Below are 14,784 nucleotides of genomic sequence, written 5' to 3'. Positions count from 1 at the left end.
CACTACCATCCGAGGCGTGACAGCGGGAAGCAGCGATTCGGCCCTCGACCTGCTGCCGATGGTGTTCGCCGCCCCGAACGAGGCGCTGGACCGGGCCCGCGGGCTGCTGGAGGCCGGCCCGTCGCCGTTGCACGGTTCGGTGGCGCACCAGGTGATCGGCATCTGGCAGCGGGACTTCGGCGACATGCGTCTGGCGCTGCGGCATCTGCGGCGGGCCCGGGATCTCGCGGCGCGGGCGGACTCGGCCGAGCGGGAGGCCGACGTGCTGGCCACACTCGGGGTGGCGCTGGTGCACGCGGGACGGACCCGGCACGGGCTGGCGGCGTTCGAGCGGGGCGTGGCCCGGGGCACGGGGCACACCCGGGCGCGGGTGCTGTTCCGGCGGGCGTACGTGTGGTGGGTGCTGGGCCGGCACCGTGAGGCGCTGGAGGACGTACGCCGTGCGGTGCCCGTGCTGCGGCAGGCGGACGACGTGATCTGGACGGCGCGGGCGCTGACGCTGCGGGCGACGGTGCATCTGGCGCTGGGGGCGGTGGAGCGGGCGGACGCCGACTTCACGGCGGCCGAGGCGCTGTGGGACACCACCGGCCAGGAGCACGACAAGGCCGACGCCGTGGAGAGCCGGGGTCTGGCTGCCTTCCGGCAGGGCGACATCCCGGCGGCGCTGCGGCTGCTCGACGAGGCCGAGGAGCGTTACGCCAAGCTGGGCACGCCGACGTTCATGCTGAGCGTCCGGCGCTGCGAGGTGCTGATGGCGGCCGGTCTGGCACCGGAGGCGCTGGCCGAGGCGGACTCGGCGATCGCCGAACTGGACCGGCTGGGCGGCCAGTCGACCCGCAAGGCGGAACTGCTGCTGGCCGCGGCACGGGCGGCCCGGCTGGCGGACGACCCGCACACGGCGATCGCGCGGGCGGCGGTGGCGGTGCGGCTGTTCGCGGGGCAGCGGCGCGCCTGGTGGGAGACGCACGCCCGGCTGGTGCTGATCGAGGCGCGGGTCGACACCGGGCGCCGCTCGGGGCGGCTGGTCGCGGACGCCGCCGAGGTCGCCGGCCGCCTGGCCGCCTTCGGTTCGCCCGCCGCGCCGCAGGCGTCGCTGCTGGCGGGCCGGATCGCGCTCGCGCTGGGCCGGCCGGCGGAGGCGGAACGGCATCTGGCGCGGGCCGCCCGCAGCCGGCACGGCGGGCCGCCGCCGGCCCGGATGACGGGCTGGGCGGCGCAGGCGCTGCGGGCGCGGGCGGCGGGTTCGCGGCGGGGTGTGCTGGAGGCGTGCCGGCGGGGGCTGGACGTGCTCGACGACCACCGGATGACGCTGGGCGCCGCGGAGCTGCGTGCCCGGGCGACCGCGCAGGGCGCCGAACTGGCCGCGCTGGCCCAGGAGGCGGCGCACGCCTCGGGCCGGCCGCGGCGGTCGCTGGTGTGGAGCGAGCGGTGGCGGGCGACCGTGCTGTCCGCGCCGCCGACCCGGCCGCCGGCCGACCCCGCGCTGCTCAGCTCGCTGACGGCGTTCAGGGAGATCGCCGCCCGGGCCGAGGACGCCCGCCAGGAGGGGCAGCCGGTCGTCGCGCTGGAACGCGAACAACGGCGTCTGGAGCGGGAGATCCGCTCGCGCACGCTGCGACTGCGGGGGGCGGCGCCCGGCGGTGGCGACCGGTTCGAGCCCGGCCGGCTGCTGGAGCGGCTCGGCGACGCGCGGCTGGTGGAACTGGCCGTGCTCGACGGGCGCGTGCACGTGCTGCTGTGCGGGCAGGGGCGGGTCAGGCGTTTCGAGGCGGGGCGGCTGGCGGACGCGGTGCTGGAGGCGGAGTACGTGCAGGCGGGGCTTCGGCGCCTCGCGCACCCGGGGGCGGCGGCCCGGCTGCCGCTGGTGGAGGCGGCGGGCCGCCGCCTGGAGGAGTTGCTGCTCGGTCCGGCCGCGCGGGAGCTGGGCCGCGGGCCGGTGGTCGTGGTGCCGCCGGGTGCGCTGCACCGGGTGCCGTGGGCGCTGCTGCCGTCGTTGCGAGAGCGGGTGCTGAGCGTGTCGCCGTCGGCGGTCAGCTGGCTGCGGGCACGGGAGACGCGGCCGCCGCGGTCCGGCCGCCGGGTGCTGGTGCGCGGTCCGCACCTGGCGACCGGCGGTGCGGAGGTGCCGCAGCTGGCCGGCCGCTACGGCGCTCCCGTCGTCCTGGAGGGGGACGGCGCCCATGTCTCGCGGGTGCTACGGGAGTTGGACGGGGCGGCGCTCGCGCACATCGCCGCGCACGGCACGTTCCGGGCGGACAGTCCGCTGTTCTCCTCGCTGAGCATGGCGGACGGGCCCCTGATCGTGCACGACCTCGAGCGGCTGGCCCGCAGCCCGTACCGGATCATCCTGTCCTGCTGCGACACCGCCCGCTTCGCCTCGGTCGGTGCGGACGAACTCCTCGGTCTGGTCGCGGCGTTGCTGCCGCTGGGCACGGCCGGGGTGGTGGCGTGCAGCGCGCCCGTCAACGACGAGGCGGTGGTGCCGCTGATGCTGGCCCTGCACCGGGGGATCGCCGCGGGGCTGTCCCTGGCCGAGGCGCTGCGCGACGCCCGCGCCGCGCTGCCGGACGACGCGACGCACCGGGCGACGGGGTGGGCGTTCTCGGCGTTCGGCGCCGCCTGACCCACCCGGCCGCCACGCCACCGCGCCACCGCGCCACCGCGCCATCCCGCCACGCCCACCGCGCCACCCGCGACGGGACGCCGGGCGGGTGGGCCGGGCGCGGACGGAGCGCCGGCGCCGTTCCCCGGCCCGCCCGGCCGGTGTCATCCGCGGTGCCACCCCTCGGCCGGCGGTTCGTACGAACGCACCCGGGCCGCGTGGTCGTGGGTGATCGTGGTGATGAGGAGTTCGTCGGCGCCGGGCCGTTCGTGCCGCTCCCCCACCCCGAAGCCGTCGAAGCCTGGTCCCTCGGCGAGCACCGCGTCGTCGAGGACTTCCCGGAAGCGCTCGTGGATGGACTTCAGTACGCCCGTCACCGGTCCGGGCGGTGCACGATCAGGGTGATGGCGAGGAACTTCACGACGCCACCCGCCCATGGCGCGCCACGTCGGGGTGGTCGAGGCCGAGGTGGTCGCGCAGGGTCGTCCCCTCGTAGTCGGTGCGGAAGACGCCCTGTTCCTGCAGGAGCGGGACGACCTTGTCGGCGAACGGGTCGAGGCCGCCGGGGGTGATGTGCGGGACGAGGATGAACCCGTCGGAGACGTCGCCCTGGACGAACTCGTTGATGGTCTTGGCCACGGTGGCGGGCGAGCCGACGAAGGTCTGCCGGTTGCCGGTGTGGATGACCAGGTCGCGAATGGACCAGTTGTTGGCGGCGGCCAGTTCGCGCCACTCCCGGGCGGTGGCCAACGGGTCCCGGTACATGCGGACCTGGGCACGGCCGCGCGCAATGTGGTCCTCGCCGGTGTCCGGGTCGATGTCGGGCAGCGGGCCCTCCGGGTCGTACGACGACAGGTCCCGGTTCCAGACGAACTCCAGGTGCTTGATCGCGGTCGCGCCGCTGACCTGCTGCCGGCGCACCTCGCGGGCGAGGTCCTCGGCCTCGGCGTCGGTGTCGCCGAGAACGAAGGTCGCGGCGGGCAGGATGAGCAACTGGTCGTCCCGGCGGCCGTACTTGGCCAGGCGGGCCTTGACGTCGCGGTAGAAGGCGCGGCCGTCGTCCCAGGAGGCGTGGCGGCTGAAGATGGCGTCGGCGTCGGAGGCGGCGAACTCGCGGCCCTCCTCGGAGTCCCCGGCCTGGAAGATCACCGGTCGGCCCTGGGGCGAGCGCGGCACGTCGAACCGGCCGTGGATGTCGAACTGCTGCCCCTGGTGGACGAACGCGCCGGCCTTGGCGTCGCGCAGGAAGACCCCGGTCTCGGGGTCGGCGACGATCTCGTCCCCGTGCCAGGAGTCGAAGAGTTCGCCCGCGGTGGCGAGGAACTCCTCGGCGCGCGCGTAGCGTTCCTCCTTCGGCAGGAAGCCGCCGCGCCGGAAGTTCTCCCCGGTGAAGGCGTCCCAGGAGGTGACGACGTTCCAGGCGGAGCGGCCGCCGGAGAGGTGGTCGAGGGAGGCGAACTGGCGGGCCACCTCGTAGGGTTCGTTGAAGGTGGAGTTGATGGTGCCGGTCAGGCCGAGGCGGTCGGTCACGGCGGCCAGGGCGGCGAGGACGGTGAAGGTGTCGGGCCGGCCGACGACGTCCAAGTCGTAGATCTTCCCACCTTGTTCGCGCAGGCGCAGCCCTTCGGCGAGGAACAGGAAGTCGAACTTGGCGCGTTCGGCGGTGCGCGCGAAGTGGGCGAAGGAGCTGAACTCGATGTGGCTGCCCGCGGCCGGGTCGCTCCACACGGTGGTGTTGTTGACGCCGGGGAAGTGCGCGGCCAGGTGGATCTGCTTGAGCGGCTTGCTCATGGTCGTGGGTCTCCTGCCGTTCAGACGGTGGCGGCGTACCGGTCGGCGGGGCGGGCCAGGCCCAGCAGGCCGCGAAGGGTGTCGGCCTCGTAGGCGCGGCGGAAGGCGCCGCGGCGCTGGAGTTCGGGTACCAGTCCTCGGGTGACGGCCGGCAGGTCGTGGCCGGCGACGGCGGGCCGCAGCCGGAACCCGGTGAGCCCGGCCGACGACAACTCCTGCAAGAGGTCGGCGAGTTGTACGGCGGTCCCGGCGAAGATCCGGGCGTCGCCGGTGTACGGCTCGCCCGCGAGCTCGTCGAGCCGCTCGCGGCGGGCCGTGGCGGCCGAGGCGTCGTCGTCGAGGAAGACCACCAGGTCTCCGAAGACGTGCAGCGGTTCGTCCGCCCGGCCGGCCGCCTCCTGCTCGGCGCGGATCTCGGTGACGATCGCGCGGGCGTCGTCGGTGTCGTGTGGGGTGACGTATCCGATGTCGGCCTGCCGGGCGACCAGCCGGTACGGGACGGTCTGGTGGGCGAGGGCGGTGACGGGCGGCTGGCCCTGCGGCGGGCGGGGGGTGATGGAGGGGCCCTTGACGCTGAAGCGGCGGCCCTCGAAGTCGATGTAGTGCAGTTTGTCGCGGTCGACGAAGCGGCCGGTGGCCACGTCGCGGATCTCGGCGTCGTCCTCCCAGCTGTCCCACAGCCGGCGGACGACCTCCACGTAGTCGGCGGCCTCGTCGAACAGGTCGGTGACCACGTCCCGGGCGTCGGGGCTGTCGTAGGCGTCGATGCGCGGGACGGTGCGGCGGCCGAAGTGCGCGGCCTCGTGGGGGCGCGCGCTGACGCGCACCCGCAGTCCGGCGCGGCCGGAGCTGACGTAGTCGAGGGTGGCGATCGCCTTGGAGATGTGGAACGGCTCGGTGTGGGTGGTGACGACGGTCGGCACGAGGCCTATGCGCCGGGTAAGCGGGGCGATCCGGGCGGCGGTGAGGACGGCGTCGAGCCGGCCGCGGACCTGGTCGGTGCGGGCGTCCGGGTCGAAGGGGTGCGAGGACTGGAGGCTGAGGCCGTCCTCGAAGGTCACGAAGTCGAGCAGGCCGCGCTCGGCCTCGGTGACCAGATCGGCCCAGTGTCCGGCGGTGAACAGGTCGCGAGGGCGGGCCGCCGGGTCCCGCCAGGAGGCCGGGTGCCAGCCGGTGCCGTCGAGGGCGACGGCGAGGTGCAGATGCGCGAAGGGGTTCGGGGACACGGGTGGGTTGTTCCTTCCTTCGGGGACGTTCGAGCTCGGCGGCCGGGGCCTCTCGTACGAGAGGCCCCGCGGCCGGCTCAGGAGTTGTCGAGGGGCAGGCCGGGCGGGTCGACGCGGGAGTCGGTGACGGCCTCGTTGGAGAGGTTCCAGGCGGCCAGCCACTTGGCGTACTGTCCGTCCTTGATCAGGTGGTCGATGGCGTCGGCGATCGGCTCGGCCAGTCCGCTGCCCTTCTTGGCGGTGGCGGCGATCAGGCCCTGGAGGGTCTGGCCGGCGCCCGAGACCTCGCCCGCGTTGCGGGTGGCGCGCGGTGTGTTCGCGGTCTGCCGGGTGTGGTAGGCGATGGCGGGGTTGGGGCCGAAGTAGATGTCGATCCTGCCGCCGGCCAGAGCCAGATAGGTGCTGTTCTGGTCCTGGTAGTGCTTGACGGTGAGCTTCTTGCCCTCCTTGGCGAGCTTCGCCTGCCACTCCAGCAGGATCTTCTCCTGGTTGGTGCCGGAGCTGACGGCGACGGTGCGGCCGGCGAGGTTCTCGTAGTCGCCGTCGAAGTTCCAGGTGCTCTTCCCGGCGACCTCGAAGGCGAGGTTGTCCTGCCGGTAGGAGGCGAACTCGTACTTCTTCTTGCGTTCTTCGGTGTCGGTGACGTTGGAGAAGGCGACGTCGACCTTGCCGCTGTCGACGCCGACGAAGAGGTTCTCCCAGGTGGAGTCGCGCAGTTCGGGCTTCAGGCCGAGGACGGCGGCGACGAGGCGGCCGAGGTCGGGTTCGGCGCCGGTGAGGGTCTTCTGGTCGCTGCCGACGTACGCCAGCGGCGGGAAACCGGCGGGCAGCGCGCCGACGCCGATGACGAGCCTGCCGCTCTCGCGTACGGCGGCGGGCAGTTCGGCGTTGAGGGCCTTCACCTCGGACACCTTCAGGGTGGTCTGCCGGGCCGCGCCGTTGGACAGCTGTCCCACGGTGACCGTGCCGTCCGCCGCGCTGCCGGTGGTGGTGGCCGCGTCGCTGTCGCCCCCGCAGGCGGCGAGGGACAGGGCGAGGGAGGCGACGGCGGCGGTGGCGGTGAGGTGGCGCAGGAGCCGGCCGGGGAGGCTGGAGGTGGGCATGGCTGTCCTTGTCGGGTGTGGCGGGGGGCGTGGGGGACGCGGGCCCGGCGGGCCGCGGTGGTGCGCGGGGCGGCGAAGCGCGCAGGGCCTTGCTCAGGAAGTCCCTGCTGCGCGGGTGGACTTGCCGTCGTCGGAGGGGGCGGGGAGCACGGTGACCCCGCCGGGCCGGATCGCCGGGCCGGCGCCGCCCGGCGTCCGGTGGGCGCCGTAGGACTCGTGGGCGCCCTGTGCCTCGACGCCGGCCGGGGCACTCGGCGCGCTCCCGGGTCCGGTGCTCATACGGCGGCCTCGCCGCGCAGGCGGACCCGCGCCTCGGTCAGCGCGGTCCGCAGTCTTCGGAGGGGCGTCGGCGGCAGGGTCCGGGTGGCCCCGCGGGCGTAGTACCGCTCGACGTAGAACTGGGCGACGGAGAAGAGGCTCGTCAGGATCAGGTACCAGACGGTGACCACGAGCAGCAGCGGCACGATGTCGCCGGGGTAGGTCGAGCCCATGGTCTGGGCGGCGCCGAACAGGTCGAGCAGCGAGACGTAGAAGACCAGGGACGTGCTCTTGACCAGGCCGATGAGCTGGTTGACGTAGTTGGGCACGATGGAGCGCAGGGCCTGTGGGAGGACGATCCGGGTGAACCGGCGGTGCCTGGGCAGGCCGAGGGCGGCGGCCGCCTCGTGCTGGCCCTGGTCGACGGAGAGGACGCCGCCGCGGACGACCTCGGCGGCGTAGGCGGCCTCGTTGAGGCTGAGGCCGACCACGGCGACGGCCATGTCGGTGGCCAGCCGAGACTCGTCGAAGCGGAAGAAGGCCGGCCCGAAAGGGACGCCGATGCTCAACGTCTGGTACAGCGCGGAGAAGTTGTAGAGGAAGATCAGCACCACGATCAGCGGGACGGACCGGAACGCCCAGACGTAGAGCCAGCCGGCCGTGCGCAGCACGGGGCTGCGGGAGAGCCGGGCCAGGGCGAGCAGGACGCCTCCGAGCAGGCCCAGTACGGCGCTGAGGGCGGTGACCTCCAGGGTGGTGAGGAGGCCTTCCAGGATGGTGGGGCGGGAGAACCAGTAGGCGAAGCGGTCCCACTGGTAGAACGGGTTGGTCGCCAGTCCGTGGACGAACTGGGCGGCCAGGACCAGGACGACGGCGGTCGCGACCCACCGGCCGGGACGGCGCAGCGGCCTCACCCGCCGGTCGTGCGCCGGCGGTGCGGCTTCGCCGGCCTCGGCGAAGCCGGCCTCGACGGGTCGGGGCTCGGCGGACCCGGTCTCGGCGGGTCGGGGCTCGGTGGACCCGGTCTCGGCGGGGCCGGTCGGGGCGGGTCCGATCCGACCGGCTTCGGTCTGGGCGGGTCCGGTGTCGACGGGGCCGGTCGGGTCGGGGCCGGTCTCGGGAGACAGGTCCGGTGTCTTGGCTGTGGTGTCGAGGGACACGACAGTCCCCAGGGGTTCGCTCATGGCGGCTCCAGCGGAGTCGGGGACCCGGAACCCGCCGTGGTACGGCGGCCCTCGTCACCGCGAGGACGGACAACCGTTTCGCGGAGGGGGCGGCGCGCCGAGGACGACGTACGGGACCGGGGGCCGGGAGGGCAACGGCACACCGCTCGGGCGGTGTTCGTCGGGGAGCCGGGGGCTGCGGTGGGTCGTCAGCCCCGGCTGCGGCCGGACGCCGTACACAGGGCGCTGTTGACCCGGAGCAGGTCGACGGCGCGGTCGGCGACGAGGAGTCGAGCGGTCGGCGGCACGCAGCCCTGGGGACGGCGCGGGGCCGTCCGGGGGGCTGCGTCCATGTCCGTCACCTGTCACCGTTCCGGCCCCGAGGGGCCCTCGCGCTTACCGAAACGTCGTCCGGTCCGGTCGTCACCTGGGGCACCCCACCGCGGTGCGAGGGTTGCCGGTCAGCGAGCCAGGGCTTGTCGCTGACGCTCATGACCGTTCTGCCGTAAGTAAGTCAGTGGTCCTGGTGGAAGTCAACGTCCGGTCCACCAGTTGGAACACCGCACGGACGTCTCAGGGCCGGGGGGCGCGGCGGGCGCCGTCGGTGTGGGCGGCCCAGTCGAGGATCTGGACGGCCGAGCCCGCGGCCTCCAGACCCCGGCAGCCGACGTGGTGCCGGCGGGCGATGCCGTCGAGGTCGAGGTGGGCCCCGAAGGCGGGACGGGCGGCGAGCCGGCGGGCGTGGGACCACAGGGCGGGGTGGCCGGCGACGCGGTGCACGGCGTGGGCGTCGAGGTGATGGCGGTGCACGGTGTCGAGTTGGACCAGGGTCACCCACAACACCACGTCAGCGGCGGTGAGTCGGTCGCCCAGCAGGAACTGCCTGCCGGTCAGCCGGCGCTCTGGTTCGCCCAGTGCGCCCAGCAGCGTCTCCAGCGCCTCGGCGCGCTCCTCGGGGGCGGCGTCGGCCCGTCCGGCGCGCTGGGCGGCCTCGTCGATGTCCTGCGCGCACAGGCGCTCGACGTCCCGGATCCCCGCCTCGGCGTCCCCCGGGTACAGCGTGGTGCGGCCGTCGCCGAAGTGCTCGTCCAGGTCGCGCAGGATGTCGGGGGCGTGGGTGCTGACGATGCGTCCGGACCAGTCGTCGCTGAGCACCGGCGCGAGTGCCGGTCCCCGGTAACGGTGGGCGCTCGCCTCGTACAACGGGCGCAGTGCCGCGTGACCGCCGCCCGGACGGTCCGGCACGGCCGGCAGGAAGGTCACCGGACAGGTGTCGCCGATGCCGAGCAGGCCGTGGGCGACGGCGATGGCCAGCCCCTGCGGACAGGCGGTGGACAGGTGGAGGCGGTAGCGGCGGGGCACGGCGTAGTGACCGCCGCGCGGGTCCGCGCCGATGCGGCCCCGGAAAGCGGGGGCGGGCCGGGCGGCCGGGCGGGCGGCCTGCGGTGTGACGGACATGGGTCTCCCCGGGTACGGGCGCGCTCAGGCGCGCGCTGCGGAAGCGATGACGGACGACGTGGAGGTCACAGCGGCGGGACGGACGGCCCCGGCTCGGCTCAGGCGGCCGGATGGCGGCCGGTTAGCGGCCGATCGCGCTGCAGACGCGCAGCAGGTCGATGTGCCGGCGGGAGGTGAGGAGGGGCGCGGCGAGGAGGGGCGAGGGCCGCGCCGCACGGCTGCGGCTCGCACGGCCGGTGACCGGCTCAAGGCGCCCCATGATTCCCTACCCGTTCACTAGGATTCCCTACTGGAGTGTCATGCCGCCTGGAGCCACAGTCAAGGGGAGGTACGACGCCGCCTCGAGGAAGGACACCTTCGGGACGGACGTCTCGGGGGCCGGCGCCGCGCGGACCGGCCGCCGCGCGGACCGGCCGATGGCTGTGCCGTCCGAGAGCGGTGCGGACCCGGCGGGTGCGAGCCGGAAGGGTGCGGAGCCGACGGGTGCGCGGAGTCGGCAGGCCACGGAGTCGGCGGGTGCGCCGGGAAACGGCCGAAGGCCGTACCGGACTGCTCCGATACGGCCTTCGACTCACGCTTTCGCGAGTCGGGACGACAGGATTTGAACCTGCGACCCCTTGACCCCCAGTCAAGTGCGCTACCAAGCTGCGCCACGTCCCGATGCGTTCGTGCGGTGACCCGCGTGAACGCGCAGGTAAACCTTACCGTACGCGAGCGGGTGCCCGGCGCGGTCGGTGCTCAGCCGCCGCTCGGGGCGGTCTCCGACGCGCCCTCGTGTTCGGCGTCCACGTCCTTGGCGTAGGCGACGAAGTCGTCGACCATGCGGTGGAACAGGGTGGCGAGCTGGTGCAGCTCCTCCGCCGACCAGCCGGACAGGGCGACCTCCATGCCGCGGGCGCCGACCTCACGGATGCGGGCGATGGCGTCCCGGCCGGCGTCGGTGAGCCGGATGCGCTGCGCGCGGCGGTCGTCGGGGTCCGGGACGCGGGTGACGTGACCGGATTTCTCCAGCTGCTGCACCGTTCGGGTGACGTGGGAGGCCTCCACACCGAGGCGGTTGGCCAGCTCGCCGGGGCGCTGCGGTTCGGAGTCGGCGATCTGGCGCAGCAGCGCGACGGCCGCACGGTCCAGCGGCACTCCGGCCAGGCCCATCAGCTTCTCGTGCTGCCGGGCCCGCGTGCTCAGGTAGGTGATCCTGGTCAGAGCACGCTCGATCTCGGACACCTCGGGTGAGACGGGGCCGGTCGGCGATGATGCAATGGGCATACGGCCCAGCCTACCATATCGTTGCGTTACTCAAGTAGTTTGCGGATGCGCACACCGGGGGCCGCGTCGTCGGCCGCCCCCCTCAGGCGGCCGACGGCGCGTACGGCGCGGCGGACGACGAGCACGGAGTCGGGCCGAGCCGGGCCGGACCGGGCCGGACCGGAAAGGCCGACCCCACGGCGCCGAGCCCCGGTCGCGCCACGCCACCGACGCCTCGGGTACCCCGATCCCCGTACTGATGCACCGTCAGCACCGAGAGCGCACCCCCGGGTCGCTCCACCCGCTCCCCCGCCCCGGGACGGGGCCCGCGAAGCCTGTGGGCGACGGAGTCGCGAGATCGCGTTTGCTTGACTCAAGTAAGTCGCATATGGTTGCGTGACTCAAGCAGTACACAGACCGGGACCGCCGTGAGCGGCGGCGGCCCCCGCGCCGCACATCCGTGGGGACGGGTGCGGCGCCGACCCCGGGTCCGGTGCCGGAACCCCCGAACCGGCGCCGGACCCGCGGGACCCACCGCGGGTCCGGGACGCATCCGTGTGGCCCGCTACTTGATGATCGCGTTGGCCACCACCACGATCAGTCCGAGCAGGGCGTCCCCCAGACCGGTCGCCAGCGCGATCGCCCATCGGCGGCCCGCCCACCTGGCCGAGACCAGGCCGAGGACGAACAGCAGCCCGACGTTGAAGACGAACGCCGGGTACTCCGCGCCGTCCGCGGGCCACCAGCCCCAGCCCGCGCCCGCCAGGATGAGCGCGGTGGGCAGCATCGCCACGACCAGCGGCCATTCGGCGGCCAGCGCCCGCAGGGCCTGGCCGCGGCGGTGCGGGCCGCGCTCGGCGATGTAGTGGGCGTAGCCGTGCGCGAGGGCGGAGGCGAACGCCGTCACCAGCAGCCAGGCGGCGTCGTAGCGGCGGCTGGCGGCCGAGTCGTGGCCGTGGACGGTGAGCGCGGCGACCATCGCGCTGGCCACCACGGCGCCGTAGACCCCGCCGAAGAGCAGCAGGGACCTGGCGTCGTGCGCGGACCGCGGGGGAACGGGCGCCGTGGGGTCCGCCATGGGCTGCTCTCTTCGCGGGCGGGGCGTAGGTCCTGTCAACGATCACCCGGCCCGCCCTCGCCCGCCACTTCACGGCCCCCGCCACGGCGCCACGGCGCCTTCGCGCCTCCTCGACGTCCCTGCGCCCCGCCACCGCGCCGCCGCGGGTTTCCCCCGCCGGAACGCGCGCCACCCACCGCGCCCCGTCACGCGACGAAGTGTCCGCCCGCATGCCCTCGTCCCCCACACTCTGTCCAGGCCGAAGGCCCGGTGGCCGCGGCTAGGGTCGCCGTATGACCGACAGCTTCTCGTTCCACGTGCCCGACGCCGAACTCGTCCCCGAGCCGCTCGACCCCGGCCAGATCGTCTCCGGGTCGCCCGAGGTGACGGGCAAGGTGGTGCACGAGTCGGCGGACGGCCGCCAGGTCCGCGGCGTCTGGCAGATCACCCCCGGAGTCGTCACCGACACCGAGGCGGACGAGGTGTTCGTGGTGGTGAGCGGATCGGCGACCATCGAGGTCGAGGGCGGGCCCACGCTGCGCGTCGGTCCCGGGGACATGGCGGTGCTGCGGGAGGGCGACCGTACGACGTGGACGGTGCACGAGACGCTGCGCAAGGTGTACGCGATCAGCCTCTGAGAGCACGCCGTCCGGCGCGTGTCAGTGAGTGGCGGCGGGCCGGCCCGGCAGGTCGAACACGTGCCCGGGGGTGACGATCTTCGTGATGGCCTCGCCGAGGAGCGTGCTGGGCTCGACGCCCTGGTGGGCGATGTCGGTGTTCAGCAGGACGATGAGGGTGGTCCGGGCGGACGGCAGGTACACGGTGAGCGATTCGTAGCCGGGCAGCGAGCCGTTGTGGCCGATCCAGCCGTGGACGTCGAAGACGCCGAGGCCGTACCCGGCACCGGGGACCGCGGTCGGCGGTGTGGTCAGCCGCTGCTTCTGCAGGGCGGGGCTGATCAGGTCGCGGCCGTCGGGCAGGACGCCCGTGGCCACGGTGCGCGCCCAGACCCGCAGGTCGTCGAGGTCGGAGACCATCGCGCCGGCCGCCCAGGCCCACGAGGGGTTCCAGCCGGCCGTGTCGGCGACCTCGCCGTTCGCGGTCTGGTCGGTGTAGCCCTGGGGGTGCGGCCGGGGGAAGTACGCGCCGCTCGGGAGCAGGGTGTGGTGCAGCCCGGCCGGTTCGAGCACCTCCGTCCGCAGGTGGTCGGCGAGCGGCCGGCCGCTCGCCTTCTCGACCACGAGGCCGAGCAGGACGAGGTTGGTGTTGCAGTAGGAGAACTCCCGGCCGGGCGGGAAGAGCGCGGGGTGCGCGAAGGCGTATCCGAGCAGCTGCCGGGGAGTGAAGGAGCGCCGCGGGTCGGAGGTGAGCGCCTTGACGAAGGCGGCGTCCGACGTGTAGTCGAACAGCCCGCTGCGCATTCCGGCCAGTTGCCGCAGAGTGATCCGGTCCCCGTCCGGCACGCCCGCGACGTACTTGCCCACCGGGTCGTCCAGGCCGACCTTGTGACGGTCGGCCAGCCGCAGCAGCGCCGTCACGGTGAACGTCTTGGTCTCGCTGCCGATCCGTGAGTACAGGCCGGCGCTCATCCCGCGGCCGGTGCTCTTGTCGGCGACGCCGAAGGACTTCACGTACTGGCCCCGGCCCGGTGTCCAGAGCCCCACGATCACACCGGGGACCCGCGCCTCGTCCATGACCTGGCGTACGGCCCGGTCGATCCGCCGGGTCACCCCGGGGTCGAGGGTGCGGACCTCGTCGGCGCCGGAGGAAGGGGAGGCGGAGGGCGGTGGCGGCGCCGGTGAGGCGGCGACGGCCGTGGCGCCGGCCGCGGGCGCGGCGAGCGGGGCCGTGAGGATCGCGGCGGCGGTCGCCGCGACGGCTCCCGCGCGCAGTCGCCGTGTGCACGCGTGCGTCATGGGGTGACTCCCGGCGCGTGGTTGCGGAGCCCGCGGTCGTCGTGGACGAGGGCGGGACGGGCGAGGGCGTCCTTCCGCGGCGGACGCCGACGGGACCGGTCAGGGCGCCGGCGGCGCGTCCGGTGTCGTACGGCCCCCGCCACCCGACGTCCTCAGCATAGGAGCGCCGTCGCGCCACCGCCCGCCGACGCGGGACGCGGGGCCCGCGCTCAACGCCTGGGGCCGGCGTCGGCGCCGGGACGCGCGGCGCCTGAGGCCGGTACCGGGACGCGCGGGGTCCGTCCCGGGACGGACGCACGAGGGCGCCGGGATCCGTGCGGGCGTCACCCGGCCGCGTGACCGCCGGAGGTGTTCACGCCCCCCGCCAGACGTTCGCGAAGGCCGCGTCCTCGATGGCGCGCCGCTGGCGCACGGCCTCCAGCTCCATCACCGCGTCGTGGACGGCGGCCAGCACCGTGAGCACCGTGTCGTCGGTGACCGCCGGTTCCGCCGGGGTGAGCTCGTCGCGGATCCCGGCGGCCGCGGCCAGGGCGAGCAGCACCGGCTCGTCCGCCGCCCAGCGGTAGCCCGCCCGCCGCCGCGCCTCGGTGTCGCTGAGGACGGTGCGTCCGCCGCGGAAGGGCAGCCAGCGGTTCCGCTCCCAGCCGATCTGACCCTCCGCCTCCAGCGCGGCCAGGTACGCCGACGACAGGCCGCGGCCGCGCCGCCAGAGCCAGTCCGCCGGCGACTCGTAGGGCGCCTCGCGCACCAGTGCGGAGGCGGCCTCGGCCAGCAGGGGGTCTTCGGGGGCGGGGCTCGCCCGCGGCACGAGACGGTCGCCGTCCAGCCGTACCGCCCCGGTCCGGAGGAGGTCGTAGACCTCGGCGCCGGCCAGCGCGAGCGAGAGGTCGCCGCGTTCCAGGGGCCGGCCGGGCGCCACGTCCAGGGCGACGATCATCAAGTCACGCGGTGTGCTCATGGGGCTC

14 protein-coding genes, 1 tRNA gene, 1 pseudogene and 1 riboswitch are annotated in these 14,784 nt (G+C 74.6%); of the genes and pseudogenes, 2 read left to right on the top strand and 14 right to left on the bottom strand.

What is annotated here, in order from left to right:
- Positions 1 to 58: 58 nt before the first annotated feature.
- Entirely contained in the window at positions 59 to 2,623 is a 2,565-nt protein-coding gene (locus tag ACH5A8_RS23075; RefSeq protein WP_399005301.1) for a CHAT domain-containing protein, read from the top strand.
- A 203-nt stretch (positions 2,624 to 2,826) separates the two neighbouring features.
- Here ACH5A8_RS23075 and ACH5A8_RS23070 read toward each other — a convergent pair.
- From ACH5A8_RS23070 to ACH5A8_RS23015, 12 genes and pseudogenes are all read right to left on the bottom strand, one after another.
- Positions 2,827 to 3,023 (bottom strand): annotated as a pseudogene (locus ACH5A8_RS23070) (LLM class flavin-dependent oxidoreductase); the annotation flags it as partial.
- Entirely contained in the window at positions 3,020 to 4,393 is a 1,374-nt protein-coding gene (locus tag ACH5A8_RS23065; protein WP_399004782.1) for an NtaA/DmoA family FMN-dependent monooxygenase, read from the bottom strand. The gene ACH5A8_RS23065 and the pseudogene ACH5A8_RS23070, both read right to left, overlap by 4 nt.
- Positions 4,394 to 4,413: 20 nt before the next feature.
- Positions 4,414 to 5,619: an LLM class flavin-dependent oxidoreductase gene (locus ACH5A8_RS23060; RefSeq protein WP_399004780.1), complete on the bottom strand. Its 1,206-nt coding sequence runs from the start codon at positions 5,617 to 5,619 to the stop codon at positions 4,414 to 4,416.
- Between the two features lie 77 nt (positions 5,620 to 5,696).
- A complete protein-coding gene (locus ACH5A8_RS23055) occupies positions 5,697 to 6,722 on the bottom strand; it encodes a transporter substrate-binding domain-containing protein (RefSeq protein WP_399004778.1) in 1,026 nt (341 codons plus the stop codon).
- Positions 6,723 to 6,815: 93 nt separating this feature from the next.
- A complete protein-coding gene (locus tag ACH5A8_RS23050) occupies positions 6,816 to 7,001 on the bottom strand; it encodes a hypothetical protein (protein ID WP_399004776.1) in 186 nt (61 codons plus the stop codon).
- Complete coding sequence (locus ACH5A8_RS23045) at positions 6,998 to 8,164, bottom strand: amino acid ABC transporter permease (RefSeq protein WP_399004774.1); 1,167 nt, start codon at positions 8,162 to 8,164, stop codon at positions 6,998 to 7,000. Before ACH5A8_RS23045 ends, ACH5A8_RS23050 begins: the two co-directional genes overlap by 4 nt.
- A gap of 188 nt (positions 8,165 to 8,352) precedes the next feature.
- A complete protein-coding gene (locus ACH5A8_RS23040; RefSeq protein WP_399004772.1) occupies positions 8,353 to 8,496 on the bottom strand; it encodes a hypothetical protein in 144 nt (47 codons plus the stop codon).
- Between the two features lie 34 nt (positions 8,497 to 8,530).
- Positions 8,531 to 8,640: riboswitch (SAM riboswitch) on the bottom strand.
- A 76-nt stretch (positions 8,641 to 8,716) separates the two neighbouring features.
- Entirely contained in the window at positions 8,717 to 9,601 is an 885-nt protein-coding gene (locus ACH5A8_RS23035; RefSeq protein ID WP_399004770.1) for a glutathione S-transferase C-terminal domain-containing protein, read from the bottom strand.
- Positions 9,602 to 9,722: 121 nt separating this feature from the next.
- Positions 9,723 to 9,860 carry a putative leader peptide gene (locus ACH5A8_RS23030; RefSeq protein ID WP_399004768.1) on the bottom strand — a complete coding sequence of 46 codons (138 nt, stop codon included), beginning with the start codon at positions 9,858 to 9,860 and terminating at the stop codon, positions 9,723 to 9,725.
- A gap of 327 nt (positions 9,861 to 10,187) precedes the next feature.
- Positions 10,188 to 10,261 (bottom strand) — tRNA-Pro (locus tag ACH5A8_RS23025).
- A gap of 78 nt (positions 10,262 to 10,339) precedes the next feature.
- Positions 10,340 to 10,867, bottom strand: a complete 528-nt coding sequence (locus tag ACH5A8_RS23020) for a MarR family winged helix-turn-helix transcriptional regulator (RefSeq protein WP_399004766.1) — start codon at positions 10,865 to 10,867, stop codon at positions 10,340 to 10,342.
- Between the two features lie 544 nt (positions 10,868 to 11,411).
- Positions 11,412 to 11,924: a hypothetical protein gene (locus ACH5A8_RS23015; protein ID WP_399004764.1), complete on the bottom strand. Its 513-nt coding sequence runs from the start codon at positions 11,922 to 11,924 to the stop codon at positions 11,412 to 11,414.
- A gap of 272 nt (positions 11,925 to 12,196) precedes the next feature.
- Here ACH5A8_RS23015 and ACH5A8_RS23010 point away from each other — a divergent pair, with 272 nt between their 5' ends.
- Positions 12,197 to 12,541, top strand: a complete 345-nt coding sequence (locus ACH5A8_RS23010; RefSeq protein WP_399004762.1) for a cupin domain-containing protein — start codon at positions 12,197 to 12,199, stop codon at positions 12,539 to 12,541.
- Positions 12,542 to 12,562: 21 nt separating this feature from the next.
- Here the strand turns inward: ACH5A8_RS23010 and ACH5A8_RS23005 are convergent, their stop codons facing one another.
- Positions 12,563 to 13,819 (bottom strand): serine hydrolase domain-containing protein, encoded by a 1,257-nt coding sequence (locus ACH5A8_RS23005; RefSeq protein WP_399004760.1) that lies wholly within the window; start codon positions 13,817 to 13,819, stop codon positions 12,563 to 12,565.
- Positions 13,820 to 14,171: 352 nt separating this feature from the next.
- The gene (locus tag ACH5A8_RS23000) at positions 14,172 to 14,777 is read right to left on the bottom strand and encodes a GPP34 family phosphoprotein (protein WP_399004758.1); all 606 of its coding nucleotides are present in this window, start codon (positions 14,775 to 14,777) and stop codon (positions 14,172 to 14,174) included.
- Between the last annotated feature and the right edge of the window lie 7 nt (positions 14,778 to 14,784).

Origin of the sequence: Streptomyces sp. NPDC018610, assembly GCF_044391765.1 — a bacterium.
Classification (GTDB): domain Bacteria; phylum Actinomycetota; class Actinomycetes; order Streptomycetales; family Streptomycetaceae; genus Streptomyces.
The sequence above is the reverse complement of the archived record's forward strand: the minus strand, read 5'-3'. Positions and strand labels throughout refer to the sequence as shown.

Excerpts from the sequence above, each read along its gene's own strand:
- ACH5A8_RS23075 (WP_399005301.1), top strand. The coding sequence starts at position 59 with ATGGTGTTCGCCGCCCCGAACGAGGCGCTGGACCGGGCCCGCGGGCTG.
- ACH5A8_RS23065 (WP_399004782.1), bottom strand. The coding sequence starts at position 4,393 with ATGAGCAAGCCGCTCAAGCAGATCCACCTGGCCGCGCACTTCCCCGGC.
- ACH5A8_RS23055 (WP_399004778.1), bottom strand. The coding sequence starts at position 6,722 with ATGCCCACCTCCAGCCTCCCCGGCCGGCTCCTGCGCCACCTCACCGCC.
- ACH5A8_RS23050 (WP_399004776.1), bottom strand. The coding sequence starts at position 7,001 with ATGAGCACCGGACCCGGGAGCGCGCCGAGTGCCCCGGCCGGCGTCGAG.
- ACH5A8_RS23045 (WP_399004774.1), bottom strand. The coding sequence starts at position 8,164 with ATGAGCGAACCCCTGGGGACTGTCGTGTCCCTCGACACCACAGCCAAG.
- ACH5A8_RS23040 (WP_399004772.1), bottom strand. The coding sequence starts at position 8,496 with ATGGACGCAGCCCCCCGGACGGCCCCGCGCCGTCCCCAGGGCTGCGTG.
- ACH5A8_RS23035 (WP_399004770.1), bottom strand. The coding sequence starts at position 9,601 with ATGTCCGTCACACCGCAGGCCGCCCGCCCGGCCGCCCGGCCCGCCCCC.
- ACH5A8_RS23030 (WP_399004768.1), bottom strand. The coding sequence starts at position 9,860 with ATGGGGCGCCTTGAGCCGGTCACCGGCCGTGCGAGCCGCAGCCGTGCG.
- ACH5A8_RS23020 (WP_399004766.1), bottom strand. The coding sequence starts at position 10,867 with ATGCCCATTGCATCATCGCCGACCGGCCCCGTCTCACCCGAGGTGTCC.
- ACH5A8_RS23015 (WP_399004764.1), bottom strand. The coding sequence starts at position 11,924 with ATGGCGGACCCCACGGCGCCCGTTCCCCCGCGGTCCGCGCACGACGCC.
- ACH5A8_RS23010 (WP_399004762.1), top strand. The coding sequence starts at position 12,197 with ATGACCGACAGCTTCTCGTTCCACGTGCCCGACGCCGAACTCGTCCCC.
- ACH5A8_RS23005 (WP_399004760.1), bottom strand. The coding sequence starts at position 13,819 with ATGACGCACGCGTGCACACGGCGACTGCGCGCGGGAGCCGTCGCGGCG.
- ACH5A8_RS23000 (WP_399004758.1), bottom strand. The coding sequence starts at position 14,777 with ATGAGCACACCGCGTGACTTGATGATCGTCGCCCTGGACGTGGCGCCC.